The sequence below is a fragment of the Paenibacillus sp. LS-5 genome, from assembly GCF_056121505.1.
Genome location: NZ_JBWAVA010000004.1, coordinates 52,526 through 66,287, shown reverse-complemented (window position 1 = coordinate 66,287; position 13,762 = coordinate 52,526). Strand labels below are relative to the sequence as shown.

Annotated in this window: 15 protein-coding genes and 1 pseudogene; 12 read left to right on the top strand and 4 right to left on the bottom strand. The window is 47.2% G+C overall.

What is annotated here, in order from left to right:
- Positions 1 to 6: 6 nt before the first annotated feature.
- The 4 genes from AC0MA3_RS07985 (at position 7) to AC0MA3_RS07970 (ending at position 2,927) form a co-directional block, all read left to right on the top strand.
- Positions 7 to 1,365 carry a hemolysin family protein gene (locus AC0MA3_RS07985; RefSeq protein ID WP_379160772.1) on the top strand — a complete coding sequence of 453 codons (1,359 nt, stop codon included), beginning with the start codon at positions 7 to 9 and terminating at the stop codon, positions 1,363 to 1,365.
- Positions 1,366 to 1,694: 329 nt separating this feature from the next.
- Positions 1,695 to 1,910 (top strand): spore coat associated protein CotJA, encoded by a 216-nt coding sequence (locus tag AC0MA3_RS07980; RefSeq protein ID WP_474655778.1) that lies wholly within the window; start codon positions 1,695 to 1,697, stop codon positions 1,908 to 1,910.
- A gap of 2 nt (positions 1,911 to 1,912) precedes the next feature.
- Complete coding sequence (locus AC0MA3_RS07975; RefSeq protein WP_074109765.1) at positions 1,913 to 2,179, top strand: spore coat protein CotJB; 267 nt, start codon at positions 1,913 to 1,915, stop codon at positions 2,177 to 2,179.
- Between the two features lie 178 nt (positions 2,180 to 2,357).
- On the top strand, positions 2,358 to 2,927 hold the full coding sequence (locus AC0MA3_RS07970; RefSeq protein WP_379160779.1) for a manganese catalase family protein: 570 nt from the start codon (positions 2,358 to 2,360) through the stop codon (positions 2,925 to 2,927).
- Between the two features lie 63 nt (positions 2,928 to 2,990).
- On the opposite strand, the gene AC0MA3_RS07965 is transcribed toward AC0MA3_RS07970, so the two are convergent.
- Positions 2,991 to 3,581 (bottom strand): TetR/AcrR family transcriptional regulator, encoded by a 591-nt coding sequence (locus tag AC0MA3_RS07965; RefSeq protein WP_474655777.1) that lies wholly within the window; start codon positions 3,579 to 3,581, stop codon positions 2,991 to 2,993.
- 145 nt (positions 3,582 to 3,726) lie between these two features.
- Here AC0MA3_RS07965 and AC0MA3_RS07960 point away from each other — a divergent pair, with 145 nt between their 5' ends.
- The 4 genes from AC0MA3_RS07960 to AC0MA3_RS07945 all read left to right on the top strand — a co-directional run bounded on the left by AC0MA3_RS07960 (position 3,727) and on the right by AC0MA3_RS07945 (position 6,991).
- The gene (locus tag AC0MA3_RS07960) at positions 3,727 to 4,728 is read left to right on the top strand and encodes an NADP-dependent oxidoreductase (protein WP_474655776.1); all 1,002 of its coding nucleotides are present in this window, start codon (positions 3,727 to 3,729) and stop codon (positions 4,726 to 4,728) included.
- A gap of 18 nt (positions 4,729 to 4,746) precedes the next feature.
- Positions 4,747 to 5,022, top strand: coding sequence for an SDR family NAD(P)-dependent oxidoreductase (locus tag AC0MA3_RS07955; protein WP_474655775.1), 276 nt, complete (start codon positions 4,747 to 4,749; stop codon positions 5,020 to 5,022).
- Positions 5,023 to 5,335: 313 nt separating this feature from the next.
- Positions 5,336 to 6,088, top strand: coding sequence for an SDR family NAD(P)-dependent oxidoreductase (locus tag AC0MA3_RS07950; protein WP_474655990.1), 753 nt, complete (start codon positions 5,336 to 5,338; stop codon positions 6,086 to 6,088).
- Positions 6,089 to 6,175: 87 nt separating this feature from the next.
- Positions 6,176 to 6,991: a serine/threonine protein kinase gene (locus tag AC0MA3_RS07945; protein ID WP_474655774.1), complete on the top strand. Its 816-nt coding sequence runs from the start codon at positions 6,176 to 6,178 to the stop codon at positions 6,989 to 6,991.
- A 401-nt stretch (positions 6,992 to 7,392) separates the two neighbouring features.
- Here the strand turns inward: AC0MA3_RS07945 and AC0MA3_RS07940 are convergent, their stop codons facing one another.
- Positions 7,393 to 8,643 carry a sugar efflux transporter gene (locus tag AC0MA3_RS07940; protein ID WP_474655773.1) on the bottom strand — a complete coding sequence of 417 codons (1,251 nt, stop codon included), beginning with the start codon at positions 8,641 to 8,643 and terminating at the stop codon, positions 7,393 to 7,395.
- Positions 8,628 to 9,968, bottom strand: a complete 1,341-nt coding sequence (locus AC0MA3_RS07935; protein WP_474655772.1) for a DUF6271 family protein — start codon at positions 9,966 to 9,968, stop codon at positions 8,628 to 8,630. Before AC0MA3_RS07935 ends, AC0MA3_RS07940 begins: the two co-directional genes overlap by 16 nt.
- A gap of 200 nt (positions 9,969 to 10,168) precedes the next feature.
- Here AC0MA3_RS07935 and AC0MA3_RS07930 point away from each other — a divergent pair, with 200 nt between their 5' ends.
- Both AC0MA3_RS07930 and AC0MA3_RS07925 read left to right on the top strand, forming a co-directional pair.
- Positions 10,169 to 10,765: a TetR/AcrR family transcriptional regulator gene (locus AC0MA3_RS07930; protein WP_474655771.1), complete on the top strand. Its 597-nt coding sequence runs from the start codon at positions 10,169 to 10,171 to the stop codon at positions 10,763 to 10,765.
- A 4-nt stretch (positions 10,766 to 10,769) separates the two neighbouring features.
- Positions 10,770 to 11,191: pseudogene (locus AC0MA3_RS07925) on the top strand (GNAT family N-acetyltransferase).
- A gap of 72 nt (positions 11,192 to 11,263) precedes the next feature.
- Here the strand turns inward: AC0MA3_RS07925 and AC0MA3_RS07920 are convergent.
- Positions 11,264 to 11,560 (bottom strand): phosphatidylinositol kinase, encoded by a 297-nt coding sequence (locus tag AC0MA3_RS07920; RefSeq protein WP_379160806.1) that lies wholly within the window; start codon positions 11,558 to 11,560, stop codon positions 11,264 to 11,266.
- Between the two features lie 212 nt (positions 11,561 to 11,772).
- Here AC0MA3_RS07920 and AC0MA3_RS07915 point away from each other — a divergent pair, with 212 nt between their 5' ends.
- Complete coding sequence (locus tag AC0MA3_RS07915) at positions 11,773 to 12,711, top strand: aldo/keto reductase family protein (protein WP_379160809.1); 939 nt, start codon at positions 11,773 to 11,775, stop codon at positions 12,709 to 12,711.
- A gap of 18 nt (positions 12,712 to 12,729) precedes the next feature.
- Positions 12,730 to 13,752, top strand: coding sequence for an SDR family oxidoreductase (locus tag AC0MA3_RS07910; protein ID WP_474655770.1), 1,023 nt, complete (start codon positions 12,730 to 12,732; stop codon positions 13,750 to 13,752).
- Positions 13,753 to 13,762: the final 10 nt, after the last annotated feature.

The window sequence follows — 13,762 nt, the reverse complement described above, 5'->3', positions numbered from 1 at the left end:
GTTATAGTGCATACGGAATTTGAAGTAGGGAGATTGCTGCTCAATCTTTTGCTGGTTCTGGTGCTCGTATTGTTGAACGGCATCTTTGTGGCAGCGGAGTTCTCGCTGGTAAAGGTGAGGCAGTCCCGCCTTACACAGCTCGTCAGTGAAGGCAACAAGATGGCTGGATATGCGCTGAAGGTTAACAAAAAACTGGACGCTTATCTGTCAGCTACCCAATTTGGGATTACTCTAGCCTCGCTGGGGCTCGGTTGGGTCGGAGAACCGGCTATTTCTGAATTGCTCGTGGAACCGCTGATGATTCAGCTTGGTGTTACTGACCATACCCTGATCTCCACGGTGTCCGTGATTGTTGGTTTCTCGATTATTACATTTTTACATATTGTGCTGGGTGAGCTTGCACCGAAATCCCTGGCCATTCAAAAAACTGAAGGCTCCGCGCTGCTGCTCTCCGCGCCGCTGATGTTCTTCTATAATGTGTTTCTGCCGTTTATCTGGGTGCTTAACGCATCAGCCAATGCACTCCTGAAGCTGGTAGGCGTGGAGCCGGCCAGTGAGGCGGAGGCAGCCCACTCGGAAGAAGAAATCCGCATTCTGATGAATCAAAGTGCCAAAAGCGGGGTCATTGATAAAGATGAAATGAAGCTGATGGACAATATCTTCGAATTCTCCGACCTGCTGGCCCGTGAGGTCATGCTTCCGCGTACAGATATGGATGTGTTATACAGCAATCTTTCTCTGGAAGAAAATATGCGGATTATTACGGAGACGAAGCATTCCCGTTATCCGGTGGCTTTTGAGGATAAAGACCGGATTATCGGCTTCATTCATATTACCGACCTGCTGTTTGCTCCGATAGAGCAGCAGAATGATCTGGCTTCGCTGGTCCGTCCTATCCTTAATGTGCCGGAATCCATGGAGATTAGTCACGCGCTGCGCCTTATGCAGAAGAACAAGGCCCAGCTTACGCTGGTGGTGGATGAATACGGCGGGACAGCCGGGCTGCTCACAGCAGAAGAAATCCTTGAAGAGATCGTGGGCGACCTGCATGATGAGTTCGAAGATGAACGTCCAAGTGTAGAACGCAACGGAGATTACATCTCTGTAGAAGGCCGGATGCTGATCGAGGATGTCAATGACCTCACTGGTGTTGTGATCGAAGACGACGAGGTGGATTCGATTGGGGGCTGGCTGTTCAAGGAGCTGGAAGGTAATCCATCCAAAGGCAAGCGGGTAATCGTTGGGGATGTCACCTTTGAGGTGGAAGAATCTACACGTCTGCGGATTACCAGGATCAATATCCACCGTGAAACACCGCTCCCAGTGGATGACGATGAGGCCGGGGAAGATGAGGAAGGCTTGTAATAAGCAAACAGACCGGATACCGAAATATAAGTATGAACTCTAAATCTGTTTTTATATATTTGCTGCCAAACTGCAGTATTTGTTAAAGAGGAGCGTCTCAAGACCGTATAACGGTTCTTGAGGCGCTTTTTTTTGCGAGTTGGCCTTCACCTTACGCCAAACAATCTAGGGACTAGCATATGCACCTGGGACGCTGATGTATCCTTGTTCCGGCTTGCAGGGAGCAGTACTTTCCTTGGTCTATGGACTAGCCGCAGGTCATATATTGATTACAAAGTACTGTGTTTACTCCGGTAATGAGCTGCAAGTAATCAGAGGAGGAGAAAAGTATGAATCCCCAGGAACGCGTATGGACCCCTTACGGTGGCCCGTTTGATCCTTGCCCGCCGGTGCCATTCAAGACGTATGTAGTACCCCCGAATCAATTTATTAATTTCCAGCCGCCTAACTTGCCGCAGTTTGCTTTACCCGAGGCTCTGAAAGCGGGTACGCTATGGCCTGCCCTGTTCAGCCCGTATGAATCCAAGAGCAAAGGAGGCAAGTAAACATGGAAGCAAGTCCTTGCGAACCACGTTACTATGAGATGCTGGAGCAGCTGCAGGTTCTCGATTTTGCATTGGTGGAGCTGAATTTGTATCTGGATACTCATCTTGAGGATCTAAAGGCCATCGAGCAATTCAACCAGTTGACTCAGGAGCGCACACGGCTGGCGAACCAGTTCCAGGAGCTGTATGGTCCGCTTCAGAACTTCGGCCGCGCTTATTCGAAATGTCCATGGGAATGGAATCAGACCCCCTGGCCTTGGCAGGTCTAGCTGGCAGATGCCTACACTCACATAACTAAGCGTAGGCTTCCGAAGTGAGTTTTGTACGAAGCTTATTCAAGGATGCTTATGCTCACAAAACTAAGTGCATGCTTCCGAAGTGAGTTTTGTACGAAGCTTATTCAAGGATTCTTATGCTCACAAAATTTTTAGGAGGGATAGTTCCCAAATGTGGATATATGAGAAAAAACTGCAATATCCGGTACGTGTAAGCAAATGCGACGTACGGATGGCGCGTTACCTAATGGAGCAGTATGGAGGAGCGGACGGGGAGCTGGCAGCTGCGCTGAGGTACATGAATCAGCGGTATGCTATTCCGGACAAAGTAATTGGTGTACTGACGGATATATCGACTGAGGAATTTGCTCATCTTGAAATGATTGCCACGATGATCTACAAGCTGACCAAGGACGCCACTATTGATCAATTGGAAGCTGCCGGACTCGGCCCGAACTACGCGACGCGGGATCATGCGTTGTTCTACCAGAATGCAGCAGGAGTTCCATGGACAGCGACATATATTCAGGCCAAGGGTGACCCGCTCGCCGACCTGTACGAAGACATCGCAGCCGAAGAAAAGGCCCGGGCTACATATCAGTGGCTGATCGATATGACGGACGATGTGGACCTGCAGGACAGCCTCAAGTTCCTGAGGGAGCGGGAGATTGTGCATGCGCTGAGGTTCCAGGAGTCTGTGCAGATCATTATTGAGGATAGGGAGAAGAAGCGGGTATTCTGAGGAGAAATAAGAAAATAGTATTCAAACTGCCGTTCTCTTTTATAAGAGAGCGGTTTTTTGGATTCACAGCCCCTGTTTGATCAAATTCCAGATACGTTCGAACCTGTCTTGGTAGTCTGGGTAATTCCAGGATTCTTTGAAGGATGGGAGGCTAAATACCGCAAATGCGGATAGAATTGCCTCTGCCCTTTCTAAGTGGGGATCGTGATAGTCCATGAATCCGTCAATAATTTGGTAGGAATCCCAGAGAACGTCTCGTAATACCAGTGGATTGCTATCTACGTATTGCGTATTCAGGGCGAACATCTTGGGATTTTCGTTATAGGCGCGTTTTTTGGCGTTAGCAAATGCCCAGAGCCAATCATGTAACAATTCCTTTGGATTAGCCGAATTAGTCATATCGATTTGGATTTGTTCTGAAATCATCCGGTTGAACCAGCTCTTAGACACGGCTGCCCAGAGCTCTTGCTTATTTTTAAAGTGTTTATAGAGCGCGGCGTGGGTGATACTTAATTCATCTGCAATTTGGGAGAGCGTCACTTCGGATTTGTCTGTGCGCTCCATTAAGGCCTCAGCTGTTTCTATAATGAGCTCTTGTGTGATTTTAGCCATCTTACTGCCAACCCTTTCTTCTTTAATAAATTCCTTAATCATCGTTGATACACTTGCCTGTATTTTAGCATATACAATGGCCAGTAACAATTGTTGACTTTTGTAACCTCTGGATTTATGCTTGTTGTATAAGTTACAAAAAATAATAAATGTTACTTATTATTCAGTGCAAAGGAGGCCATTAATTATGAAGGCAGCACAGATCACCAAATATTCAAAAAAGTTCAAAGTAGAAGTCAACGATATTCCAATCCCGGAAATAAGTGATAGTGAAGTCTTGGTCAAAGTGAAAGCAGCGGCGGTTAATCATTTAGAATTGCTTATCGCTACCGGGAGCGTGAAGCTGATTCAGGATTATAAGTTCCCATTGGTACTCGGTAACGAGCTGACGGGTGTTATTGAAAAAGTTGGTAAGAAGGTACAGGGTTTCAAAGCTGGCGATACCATTTATTCACGCCTGCCACTACACAAAATCGGTGCCTTTGCGGAATATGCGGCGATTAGTGCGGATGCCATCGGGCACTTACCCGCTAATCTGGATTTTGTGACCGGTGCTGCTGCACCATTAACAGGATTGACTGCCTATCAAGGATTACATGAGGAATTAGCTGCTAAAGCTGGCGAAAGCCTGTTTATTCCCGGGGGTTCTGGTTCATTTGGACAAATGGCTATTCCTATTGCCAAAAGCATGGGGCTCAAGGTCATCGTTAGTGGAAACCCGCAAGCACGTGAACGGACAATGGCGTCTGGGGCAGACCGATATATTGATTACACGACTGAGAACTATTGGGAACAACTTCGTGATGTAGATTATGTGATGGATACCTTGGGACCAAGCGAATTTGATCATGAACTCTCAATTATTAAAGCAGGCGGACGACTTCTTTCTCTGCGGACTGGTCCTAACAAACGTTTCGCCGAAGCTATGGGCTTGTCAGGCTGGAAGCAGAAGCTCTTCGCCATTGCCGGAGCTAAGTATGATTACAAAGCGAAGAAAAAGAAGATTCAATATCATTTTATTTTTGTGCGCAGTGATGGCGATCAATTAAAGAAAATCACGAAAATTATTGAAGATAACGGGATTGTACCAGCAGTTGACCCGACAGAATTCCACATTGAAGATATTAACGAAGCATTGGATCTTGTGGCTACAGGTCATCCCAAAGGAAAAGTGATCATCCGGTTTTAAGGAGAGTAGACCATAACAATGAAATTAATAAATAGAACGATACTGATGACAGGCGGGACATCTGGGATTGGCTTTGCTTTTGCTAAACGTTTTCTTGAGATGGGAAATACCGTGATCATTACGGGGCGTTCACAAGAGCGCATCGATCAGGCAGTAAAAAACAATCACGGTCTCATTGGGCTGGTGGCAGACGTTAGTGATCCCTCAAGTGTTGAGCAGCTTGCCAAAGAACTCGCTATACACCATCCGAAACTGGATATTATTTTGAATAATGCTGGTATAATGCACGAATGATTCTTAAGGCAAATGAATACGAAGATAGGTAGCGCACACAAAAGTAAATTTGTAAAAGTATCTATTTTGAGCTTATGTAGGTGGTTCTCATTACTTGTCAAAACAATTCTTTACCAATCGTTCTATAATTGTTATACTAGTGCAAGTCAGATCTAACAGAGTCTTACTTGCTTTAACTAGAATGATCGTTCTCGATTGATCCGGAGGAATTTGATAAGGGAGGATGAATGAATTACAAGCTAAATCGTATGCAAAGCTCTGTTGGATGCATTCAGAATATTATTTTATTCAAAACAAAAGGGAGAGAATAATTATGAAGTACACAGTGATTACAGGAGCAAGCTCAGGAATTGGATATAAAACAGCATTGGCGTTTGCTGCACGTGGTAAAAATTTAATTTTGGTAGCTAGACGATTAGATAAATTAGAAGAGCTTAAATCAACAATTCAGGTAATGGATCCAAATGTAAATGTTATTGTTCATACAAGTGACCTGTCTGTTACAGAGCAGGCCTACACCCTGTATAACACTTTGAAGGAATACCAAATTGAAACATGGATTAATAATGCCGGGCTTGGTGAAGCTTCTTTTGTAGCAGGACAGAATTTAGATAAAGTTGAAACTATGCTTCGGGTTAACGTTGAATCCTTGACGATCCTTTCTACACTATTTGTGCGGGATTATGCTGATATAGAAGGAACTCAGTTAATTAACGTATCATCCGCACTCGGATATGCGATTGCTGTGGGGAGTGTGGCTTATTCTGCATCGAAATACTATGTCAGTGCCTTCACCGAAGGACTTGCCAAAGAACTGGAGCTTAAAGGTGCGAAATTAAAAGCAAAAGTGTTAGCACCAGCGATAACCGAAACGGAATTTGTGAAGAAATCAATCGATGTTGAAGAATTTGATTATAAAGCAAACATGCCTAAGTACCACACTGCCGAACAAATGGCGGGGTTCATGGTAGAGCTATATGATAGCAACGATGTGGTAGGTATTGTTGACCAGAACTATGACTTCAATCTAAGAAGTCAAATCTATCCAATCATCACAGCGTTTTAATTGACCCAGTCTGGGTTCTGATCCTGATCAAGTCGCAGAAACTTGGTATAATCTATACGAGATGAGGACAGAAGAGGTGAAAGAGTAATGGCATTTGAACGGTGGCGGGGATTTGTTCGGGCCTGGCACGATTATCCGCTGCCGGAAGGGAGCCGGATCGGTGATCGGTATACGATAGAATCCCTATTAGGGGAAGGGAGCTATGGGCTTACTTACCGGTGCAGTGACACCAGGAATGGAGCTCTTCTAGCCGTCAAGCAGTCCAGACCGAGCAAGAAAGCGGTGGGACGGAGTATGCTGGCCAAGGAACGGGATATTTTACAGGCCATGAATCATCCCCACATTCCCAAGTGCCGCGGTTACTTTGAACAGAGGGGTTCAAACTGGCTGGTAACCGATTATATAGAGGGTAAAACGCTGGAGGATATGATCTTCGATGAGAACATCGTCTATGGCGAGCGGGAGTGTCTTGCCACAATCTTGAGACTGATGGAACTGGTAGCCCATGTCCATTCGCGCGGATATGTTCACCTGGATCTGAGGATTCCCAATGTGATTCTCCGGAATGAAGGATTGTACTTAATTGATTTCGGATTGGCAAGGCGGATCGGAGAAGCGGAAACGGTGCTGGAGAGGCAGAGCCCGAAGGTGGAGGAGATACCGAAACGAATGCCGCCTGTTATCGCCTCGGATCTGTATGACATAGGACAATTAATGCTGTTCATGCTGTATTCCAGTTTTACTCCCGAACCGGGAGAGGCGGAGCGGGGCTGGCGGGAAGAACTGGACTTGTCGCCAGGAATGCTGCGTATCGTATCCCGGCTTCTCGGAGAGCACGAAGCCTATCCGGATACAGGCATATTTGTCCGGGAGGCCGAAGCTTTGCATGAGAGCCTGCAATGATATTGATTTTCAAAAAAAGCGCCTTCATCCAAAAGATGAAAGGCGCCTTGTGATTTTGGAACAGTGTTCAAACAAAGAAGCATTAGCTTGAGCTGCCGTAGCGATTCTTATAATATTTATGTCCATTTCCTCCATGGTGCGAGTCCGAAGATGAGTGGCGCTTGTATCCGTGACTACTGCTAGAATGTCTGCCGTACACAGGCCTCCCTTTATGACCGCTTGAAGATCTGCTCCGCCTTCCATGTTGGGAGTGTTCCATGGAGTGCAGGACTTTGCCGAGAATTTTTTTTAGCATCATGTTACCTCCTCTAGGGTTGTATAGACCGCTTAGTGCGGTCTTATTCTATAATTACCCGGTAGTACGGTATTTTTACCTGCAGGTTTCGTGGTTAGTTACTGGATTATGCTAACGTTTCAGCCTTCTTCATGGAATCTTTCTTATTACTTAGGAAGCTTGTGCTGTTAATAAGCACGAGTCCAAGCCCAGCCAAGGTGGCACAGGCAATGAAGATCGCACGGTTCCCCATCCACTCCCCAATGCTCCCGGCCATGAATCCGCCAAGCATAAGTCCGATGGTTGTAGCATTGGAGTACATTGTTGTCGCGGTTCCAGGGGATTCAGGAATTAGCTCCTGACAATAATTGAGGCCAACGCCCAGTACAATGGATACGTAGGCAGCATTCAGAATCTGGCAAGCTGCCAGCTGCCAGGTTGTATCCGCCCCAGACGATAAAACAAAATAAAGAACGCCAAATACACCGGCGGCTTTCATTATAAATGTATTGTCGTACCGTTTAGCCAATAGACCGAATCCAAGCATAAACGGGATTTGTAGCAGAGCGCCTAGCCCAACCAGCCAACCGACGGTTTGGTCTGTAGCCCGAAGATCAACCGTAGTAAGCAACGGTAAGGCAATTCCTGACATAGCATTACTGGTCTCGAAAATCATGAAGGCAGAGATGGATACCCACAGTAGCCAGCGTCCCGTTTGTTTGGTAGTCTTGGTCTGCGCCAAAGTCAGGTCGGTGCTAGTCATGGAAGGACGATCATATCTAACCAGATATACAATTACAATCAAGGCTATTACAGCATAGAGACCCGCCACAAATAGGAATAACGGGCTATAATCCCGATTTCTGATCAACAAGGGAGCAAGCAGCGGGCCTACTACCCACGAAAGGGAAAATAAGGTTCTTTGCAGAGATATCGCAATGTCTGCGTCCTTGTTCACCGCAGTGGCTGCATCCCTTACATAGGCAAATATTTGCGGGAATACAGAAGTCGCCAGAGCAATGAATGTAATGGATACGATCAGTAAGGTGTAATAATTCTCAAAAACAGCAAAAAGAGTATAGCCGATGATTGCTGCTGATGACGCGGCGAGTAGTATGGTTTTTCGATTAAGCCGTCTGTCAGATAACCTGCCGATCCAACTGGACACCCCCACCTCGAACATAGAGGAGACGGTCAAAAATATCCCCAGCATCCATGAGCTCATTCCAATTTGCTGCATTCCGAACAATGGCATGAATGTCATGGTCAAGGAGAAACCGACACCCATCAGAAAGGTGCAAGCTAAGGCAGGAAGATATGTGGGGATGCCTCTCGATTCGGCTAAATCGGCCAGTAGTTGTTTCAATATGCGTTGCATCTGGATTCGCTTCCCATCTGCTCAGAAAGATGGATTAATTCTCTCCAGATATTTTGCAGCTTAATGCTTCTAGTATAATCATCATCGAGTTCGTCAATCAGACGGCTTGCACCACGTTCCAGTTCCTCAGCAACCAAGCGATATTCGGCCAGCCCGGAGGGCAGTAGAATTTTGTGTGCCAGATCGTGAACCAAGCCTAACCTTGTCTTCCTGTCCAAGTTCATCTGGCATTCGGATAGCAGATTCACCAAAGTGGAGGGTCCCGTATCCCGGAGAATATGAAAACCGTTCTCTTCAGGCAGGGCCAGCCGATGCAAATAATTGCAGCGGAATTCCGTTATGAAAAAATTGTAATCGGCCAGCTTCGCGATGCCTTTCCAATAGTTCAAGGTCCCGTCCTGCTGTTTACGGGTGTATTCATGGGCATGAATAATGCGCTGGGTATGATAGACCGCGGGAACCTTTAGCAGTGAGCCCAATATATAAGTGTGATAATCGAATCCGATACAGCGGGAGCCAATAAAATTGGGAATCCACTTAAAAATTTCCATCATCGCAATATTGCCGCATTCAGGATAAGTGGGGACAATCTCAGGGATATCGGGAAGCTTCTCGCAAGTGATTAATAACGGCCGAGTGCGGAAGTTCAGCTCGCTATCACTGTATTTGGCGTCGATATAAGCAGGTATCCGGGCTTCAGGAATGCTTAGAAGGGTCAGAAATTCATTTAGTGTCTGTGTGTTATGCTGCTGAAGCAGCTCCAGAGTCACATTCCAATCCCCAATATAATCGCTGCCTGCGATCCAGATTTCTTCTGGCAGTAATTCGTCAGTAAGGCTCTCGCAGGTATCCATCATAGGAAGCACCTCGGCAACTGTTTTGCCGATAAACTGCATTTCCCCCGAAACGGGATACAAGGCCTCATCACCCAGGGGAGTAAAACAATCCGAATCTCTGCGGTGAATGACCTTCCGCCCGTACCTCGCAGCAGCAAGATAGAGCATATTAAAAACCTTACCGTAATCGACTTCCTCCGGGTGAGGATAGAGCAATCGGGTTAATTCAGCGAGATCCCATTGTCCATGCTCAGCCAAGTCTTGAATCCACTCTAATTGATCATTGAGATCATGGTGAATGATCGGAATGGAAGTGGTCTTCTGAAGTGCCATAATGTCTTCCTTGTTTTTTTTCACTACATGGGAAGGTCCATTATCTAGGATGATTAACTCTTCCGGATCGATTCCCCGTTGCTGCATGGATGTCATTTCAATTAGGATAGATTGGACAGCCGGCAGTACAAGGCGATTGGTCGGGATAGCAAACATTAAATGGGTCATCTCCTATTAAATAGATAGATTAGATGCAGGAAAATTATAGCATATCTGATAAAATTGCGGAATCGATAGTTTACCCCCGGTCACAATCCTAGAATCCCAATACTCATCGTATCCCGCATTTCTGCTCGTTGACAAAACAGAAAGAGCATGTAATAATGTCCTGACGATCGTCAGGGAGGTGGTTTATTGTGACTGCTAATGCTATTCTGCAAGCCGCTTTAGCACAATTTGCCGAAAAGGGTTTTGAGGGTGCTTCACTGGCTGGGATTGCCCAGGCGGTAGGCATTAAAAAACAGTCGATTGCTACCTATTTTCCTAAAAAAGAAGATTTGTTTCTGGCGGCTTTTCAGGAAATGGCCCGGCACTATATTGAGTTTCTGGATCAGTTGTTCAAGGAAATCCTTGGCACATCTGCGGAGGTGAGGCTTCGTGAGATTATGTACCGGACCTACTATTACAGGGTGGAGCATCCGGTACTGACCTCTTTTTACATAAGAAGTGTTCAATTTCCGGCGCCTTTCTTTCAGGAGATGCTAGAGCAGCAGATTTCAATGATGGAGAAGCGGTCCTCCGCCTTTTACCAGGCTATTTTTGAGGAAGGCATGAATGCCGGGGAGATTCGGCGGCAGCGCACGGACAGTCTGCTCGCGGCTTATTATTGTTTACAAGACGGGATTTCCATGCAGATGTTTTTTTATAATCAGGAAGAATTCGAGCGCCGTTTGAAGGATATCTGGGAGATTTTCTGGGCGGGCATTAAGAATACCAATGAAGGAGAGGAATGAGAATATGCGGATAGAACGGGTTACGACCGAAGAAGCACTTCAGGAATCTTTTAGGATTAGACGGGAAGTGTTTGTGGAGGAGCAGGGTGTGCCGCTAGCCGATGAATTTGATCAATATGAGCAGGATGCTGAGCATATCTTGATCTATCAGGAAGAGGCGGCTGTGGGAACGGCCAGACTGCGGATTGTAGACGGATGGGCCAAGCTGGAGCGGATCTGTCTTCTTGCCCCGTACCGCAATAGCGGACTTGGGTCGGTTATTATCGCAACACTGGAGAAAATGGCGGCTGAAAAGGGTCTCCGGCGAGCCAAGCTGCATGGCCAGAAGCAGGCCGAAGGCTTTTATCAGAAGTTGGGGTATGAGCGAACTCAGATGTTTTTATGGAAGATGGAATCCCCCATGTGCTCATGATCAAGACCCTTTAAGGGTAAAAAGTGCATTGTTGCTGCATTTCAAACGGTAAGGGTATAACCCCTATAGGAGCTATACCCGTAGCATCAATATATGAAAAAAGGAAGCAGGTACAAAGCAGTGATAGCACCAAACGGTATACGTCTCGGATAAAAACGTCGGCGCGGATAGAAACCCGGATAATATCCGAATTGCCGGTAAGTAGATGCACTGGCGGGCATTCCGTTCATTTGTCCCATCATTTCGTTCGAAGGAATGGCTAGTGTGACGTAGTCTTGATCCACATGAGCAATAAACCCGTCAAAAGACTGGCCGTCATTCGTAGTCATACCTACATATTTGTTCATACAATTCCAAGCAAGTTGTTGGTAATTTGTATCCATGGATAGCCTCCTCTAATCTTATCTCGACAACAGTCTATGGACTTTAACCTAGGATGATCACGGCATATGCCCATGGCCCAAAAATATCGGGAGAATGAAATCGATTTGGAAAACACACGTTTAATCTATATAATATAGACGAACTATTTTAGCAGAGTTTGAGTGATAATCAGCCGGCGCATGGGCCGGATTCAGAGAGGAGCATGTACAAGATGAAATACCGCAGATTGGGTGGAACCGGACTTAAGGTGAGTGAGATCAGTTTGGGAAGCTGGCTGACTTATGGAGGTTATGTAGAGCGGGACAATGCTGTTAAAGCTATTGAGACCGCTTACGGTCTGGGTGTTAACTTCTTCGATACGGCAAATGTCTATGAAAAAGGGGCGGCCGAAAAGGTCCTGGGTGATACCCTGCGCGGTTTCCCAAGGGAATCCTACGTGCTGGCAACTAAAGTGTACGGCGTAATGGGAGACGGTCCTAATGACCGGGGCTTGTCCCGCAAGCACATTACCGAGCAGTGCCATGCCAGTCTGAAACGTCTGGGAGAAGATTATGTGGATCTGCTGTATTGCCACCGCTATGATCCTGAGACACCTATTGAGGAAACCCTCCGTGCGCTGGATGATCTGGTCCGTCAGGGCAAGGTGCTCTATGTGGGGGTAAGTGAATGGACTGCGGCGCAAATGGCAGAAGCGCTGGCGGTTGCCGACCGGTATCTGCTGGACCATATTGTCGTTAATCAGCCGATCTACAACATGTTCGAACGTTATATCGAAAAAGAGATTATTCCGCTGGGACAGCGCAAGGGCATCGGACAGGTCGTATTCTCCCCTCTGGCCCAAGGCCTGCTGACGGGAAAATACAGCTCGGTCGCAGATATTCCGGAGGACAGCCGCGCAGCGAAGCTGGAGTGGATGCGTAAGGGGATTACCGAGGAGAAAATCGCCAAGGTCCAAGAGCTGAGCGCGATTGCTGCTGACCTGAATATTTCTGTCGGCAATCTGGCCCTGGCCTGGATTCTGCGTCAGCCGAATGTCGCGAGCGCCCTCGTCGGCGCCAGCCGTCCTGAGCAGGTGGAAGAGAATGTGCAGGCTTCCGGCATAGAACTCTCGGAAGATGTTCTGACAGCGATTGAAGCCATAATCAGCTAAGTAAAAGGAGGGTTACCGGTGAAGGTATTATTTATCGGCGGTACAGGACTAATTAGCGAAGCGGTTTCCAAGCTTGCAGTAGAGCGCGGTATAGAGCTCTATCTATTCAACCGCGGCCAGCGGGATGAATTCGTGCCGGAAGGTGCCCATGTGATTCAAGGCGATATCCGGAGCCCGCTGGAAGCCGCAAAGATATTGAGCGATTACGAGTTCGACGTAGTGGTAGACTGGATCGCCTTTACCCCTGAGCATGTGCAGAATGATCTGGATCTGTTCATGGGCAAGACCAAGCAGTATATCTTCATCAGCTCCGCCTCTGCTTATCAGAAGCCGCAGCAGAATTATCTGATTACCGAGGAGACCCGGCTTACGAATCCTTATTGGCAGTATTCCCGCGACAAAATCGCCTGTGAGCAGCTGCTGATGGAAGCCTATACGAATAACGGTTTTCCAGTTACGATTGTCCGCCCCTCCCATACTTACGGGGTAACAGCGATACCGGCAGGCCTAACGAGCTGGGCGCATCCATGGTCGCTGGTCGACCGAATCCGCAAAGGTCAACCTATCGTGATTCACGGGGACGGAACCTCACTATGGACCCTGACCCATAATACGGATTTTGCCAAAGGTTTTGTGGGGCTGCTGGGACAACCGGAGACGATCGGAGAAGCGGTTCATATTACTTCTGATGAGTTGCTGAACTGGAACCAGATTTATGCGGCCATCGGGAAGGCGGCTGGGCGAGAACCACAGGTGGTGCATATGTCCACCGATTTCATCACGGCCTTTACTCCGCCGGGAACGGCGGACGGGCTGATCGGTGATCAGGCGGTGAGCAGTGTATTCGACAACAGCAAGATTAAGCGGCTGGTGCCGGATTTTGCCGCAACGGTTCCTTTTGCCGAAGGGGTCAAGCGGTCTGTGGAGTGGTTCGATCAGCACCCGGAGCTGTGCACCATCGATACGGAATGGGGTACCATGGTGGATAACCTGATTGCGAAGCATGGCGTTGAAGCGAAGCCGCTCTCCTTTTATGTGTGAATTCTATCTA

Coding starts and splice junctions, on each gene's coding strand:
- AC0MA3_RS07970 (WP_379160779.1), top strand. CDS start 2,358: ATGTGGATATATGAGAAAAAACTGCAATATCCGGTACGTGTAAGCAAA.
- AC0MA3_RS07955 (WP_474655775.1), top strand. CDS start 4,747: ATGAAATTAATAAATAGAACGATACTGATGACAGGCGGGACATCTGGG.
- AC0MA3_RS07950 (WP_474655990.1), top strand. CDS start 5,336: ATGAAGTACACAGTGATTACAGGAGCAAGCTCAGGAATTGGATATAAA.
- AC0MA3_RS07960 (WP_474655776.1), top strand. CDS start 3,727: ATGAAGGCAGCACAGATCACCAAATATTCAAAAAAGTTCAAAGTAGAA.
- AC0MA3_RS07980 (WP_474655778.1), top strand. CDS start 1,695: ATGAATCCCCAGGAACGCGTATGGACCCCTTACGGTGGCCCGTTTGAT.
- AC0MA3_RS07915 (WP_379160809.1), top strand. CDS start 11,773: ATGAAATACCGCAGATTGGGTGGAACCGGACTTAAGGTGAGTGAGATC.
- AC0MA3_RS07940 (WP_474655773.1), bottom strand. CDS start 8,643: ATGCAACGCATATTGAAACAACTACTGGCCGATTTAGCCGAATCGAGA.
- AC0MA3_RS07920 (WP_379160806.1), bottom strand. CDS start 11,560: ATGGATACAAATTACCAACAACTTGCTTGGAATTGTATGAACAAATAT.
- AC0MA3_RS07945 (WP_474655774.1), top strand. CDS start 6,176: ATGGCATTTGAACGGTGGCGGGGATTTGTTCGGGCCTGGCACGATTAT.
- AC0MA3_RS07965 (WP_474655777.1), bottom strand. CDS start 3,581: ATGATTAAGGAATTTATTAAAGAAGAAAGGGTTGGCAGTAAGATGGCT.
- AC0MA3_RS07975 (WP_074109765.1), top strand. CDS start 1,913: ATGGAAGCAAGTCCTTGCGAACCACGTTACTATGAGATGCTGGAGCAG.
- AC0MA3_RS07935 (WP_474655772.1), bottom strand. CDS start 9,968: ATGTTTGCTATCCCGACCAATCGCCTTGTACTGCCGGCTGTCCAATCT.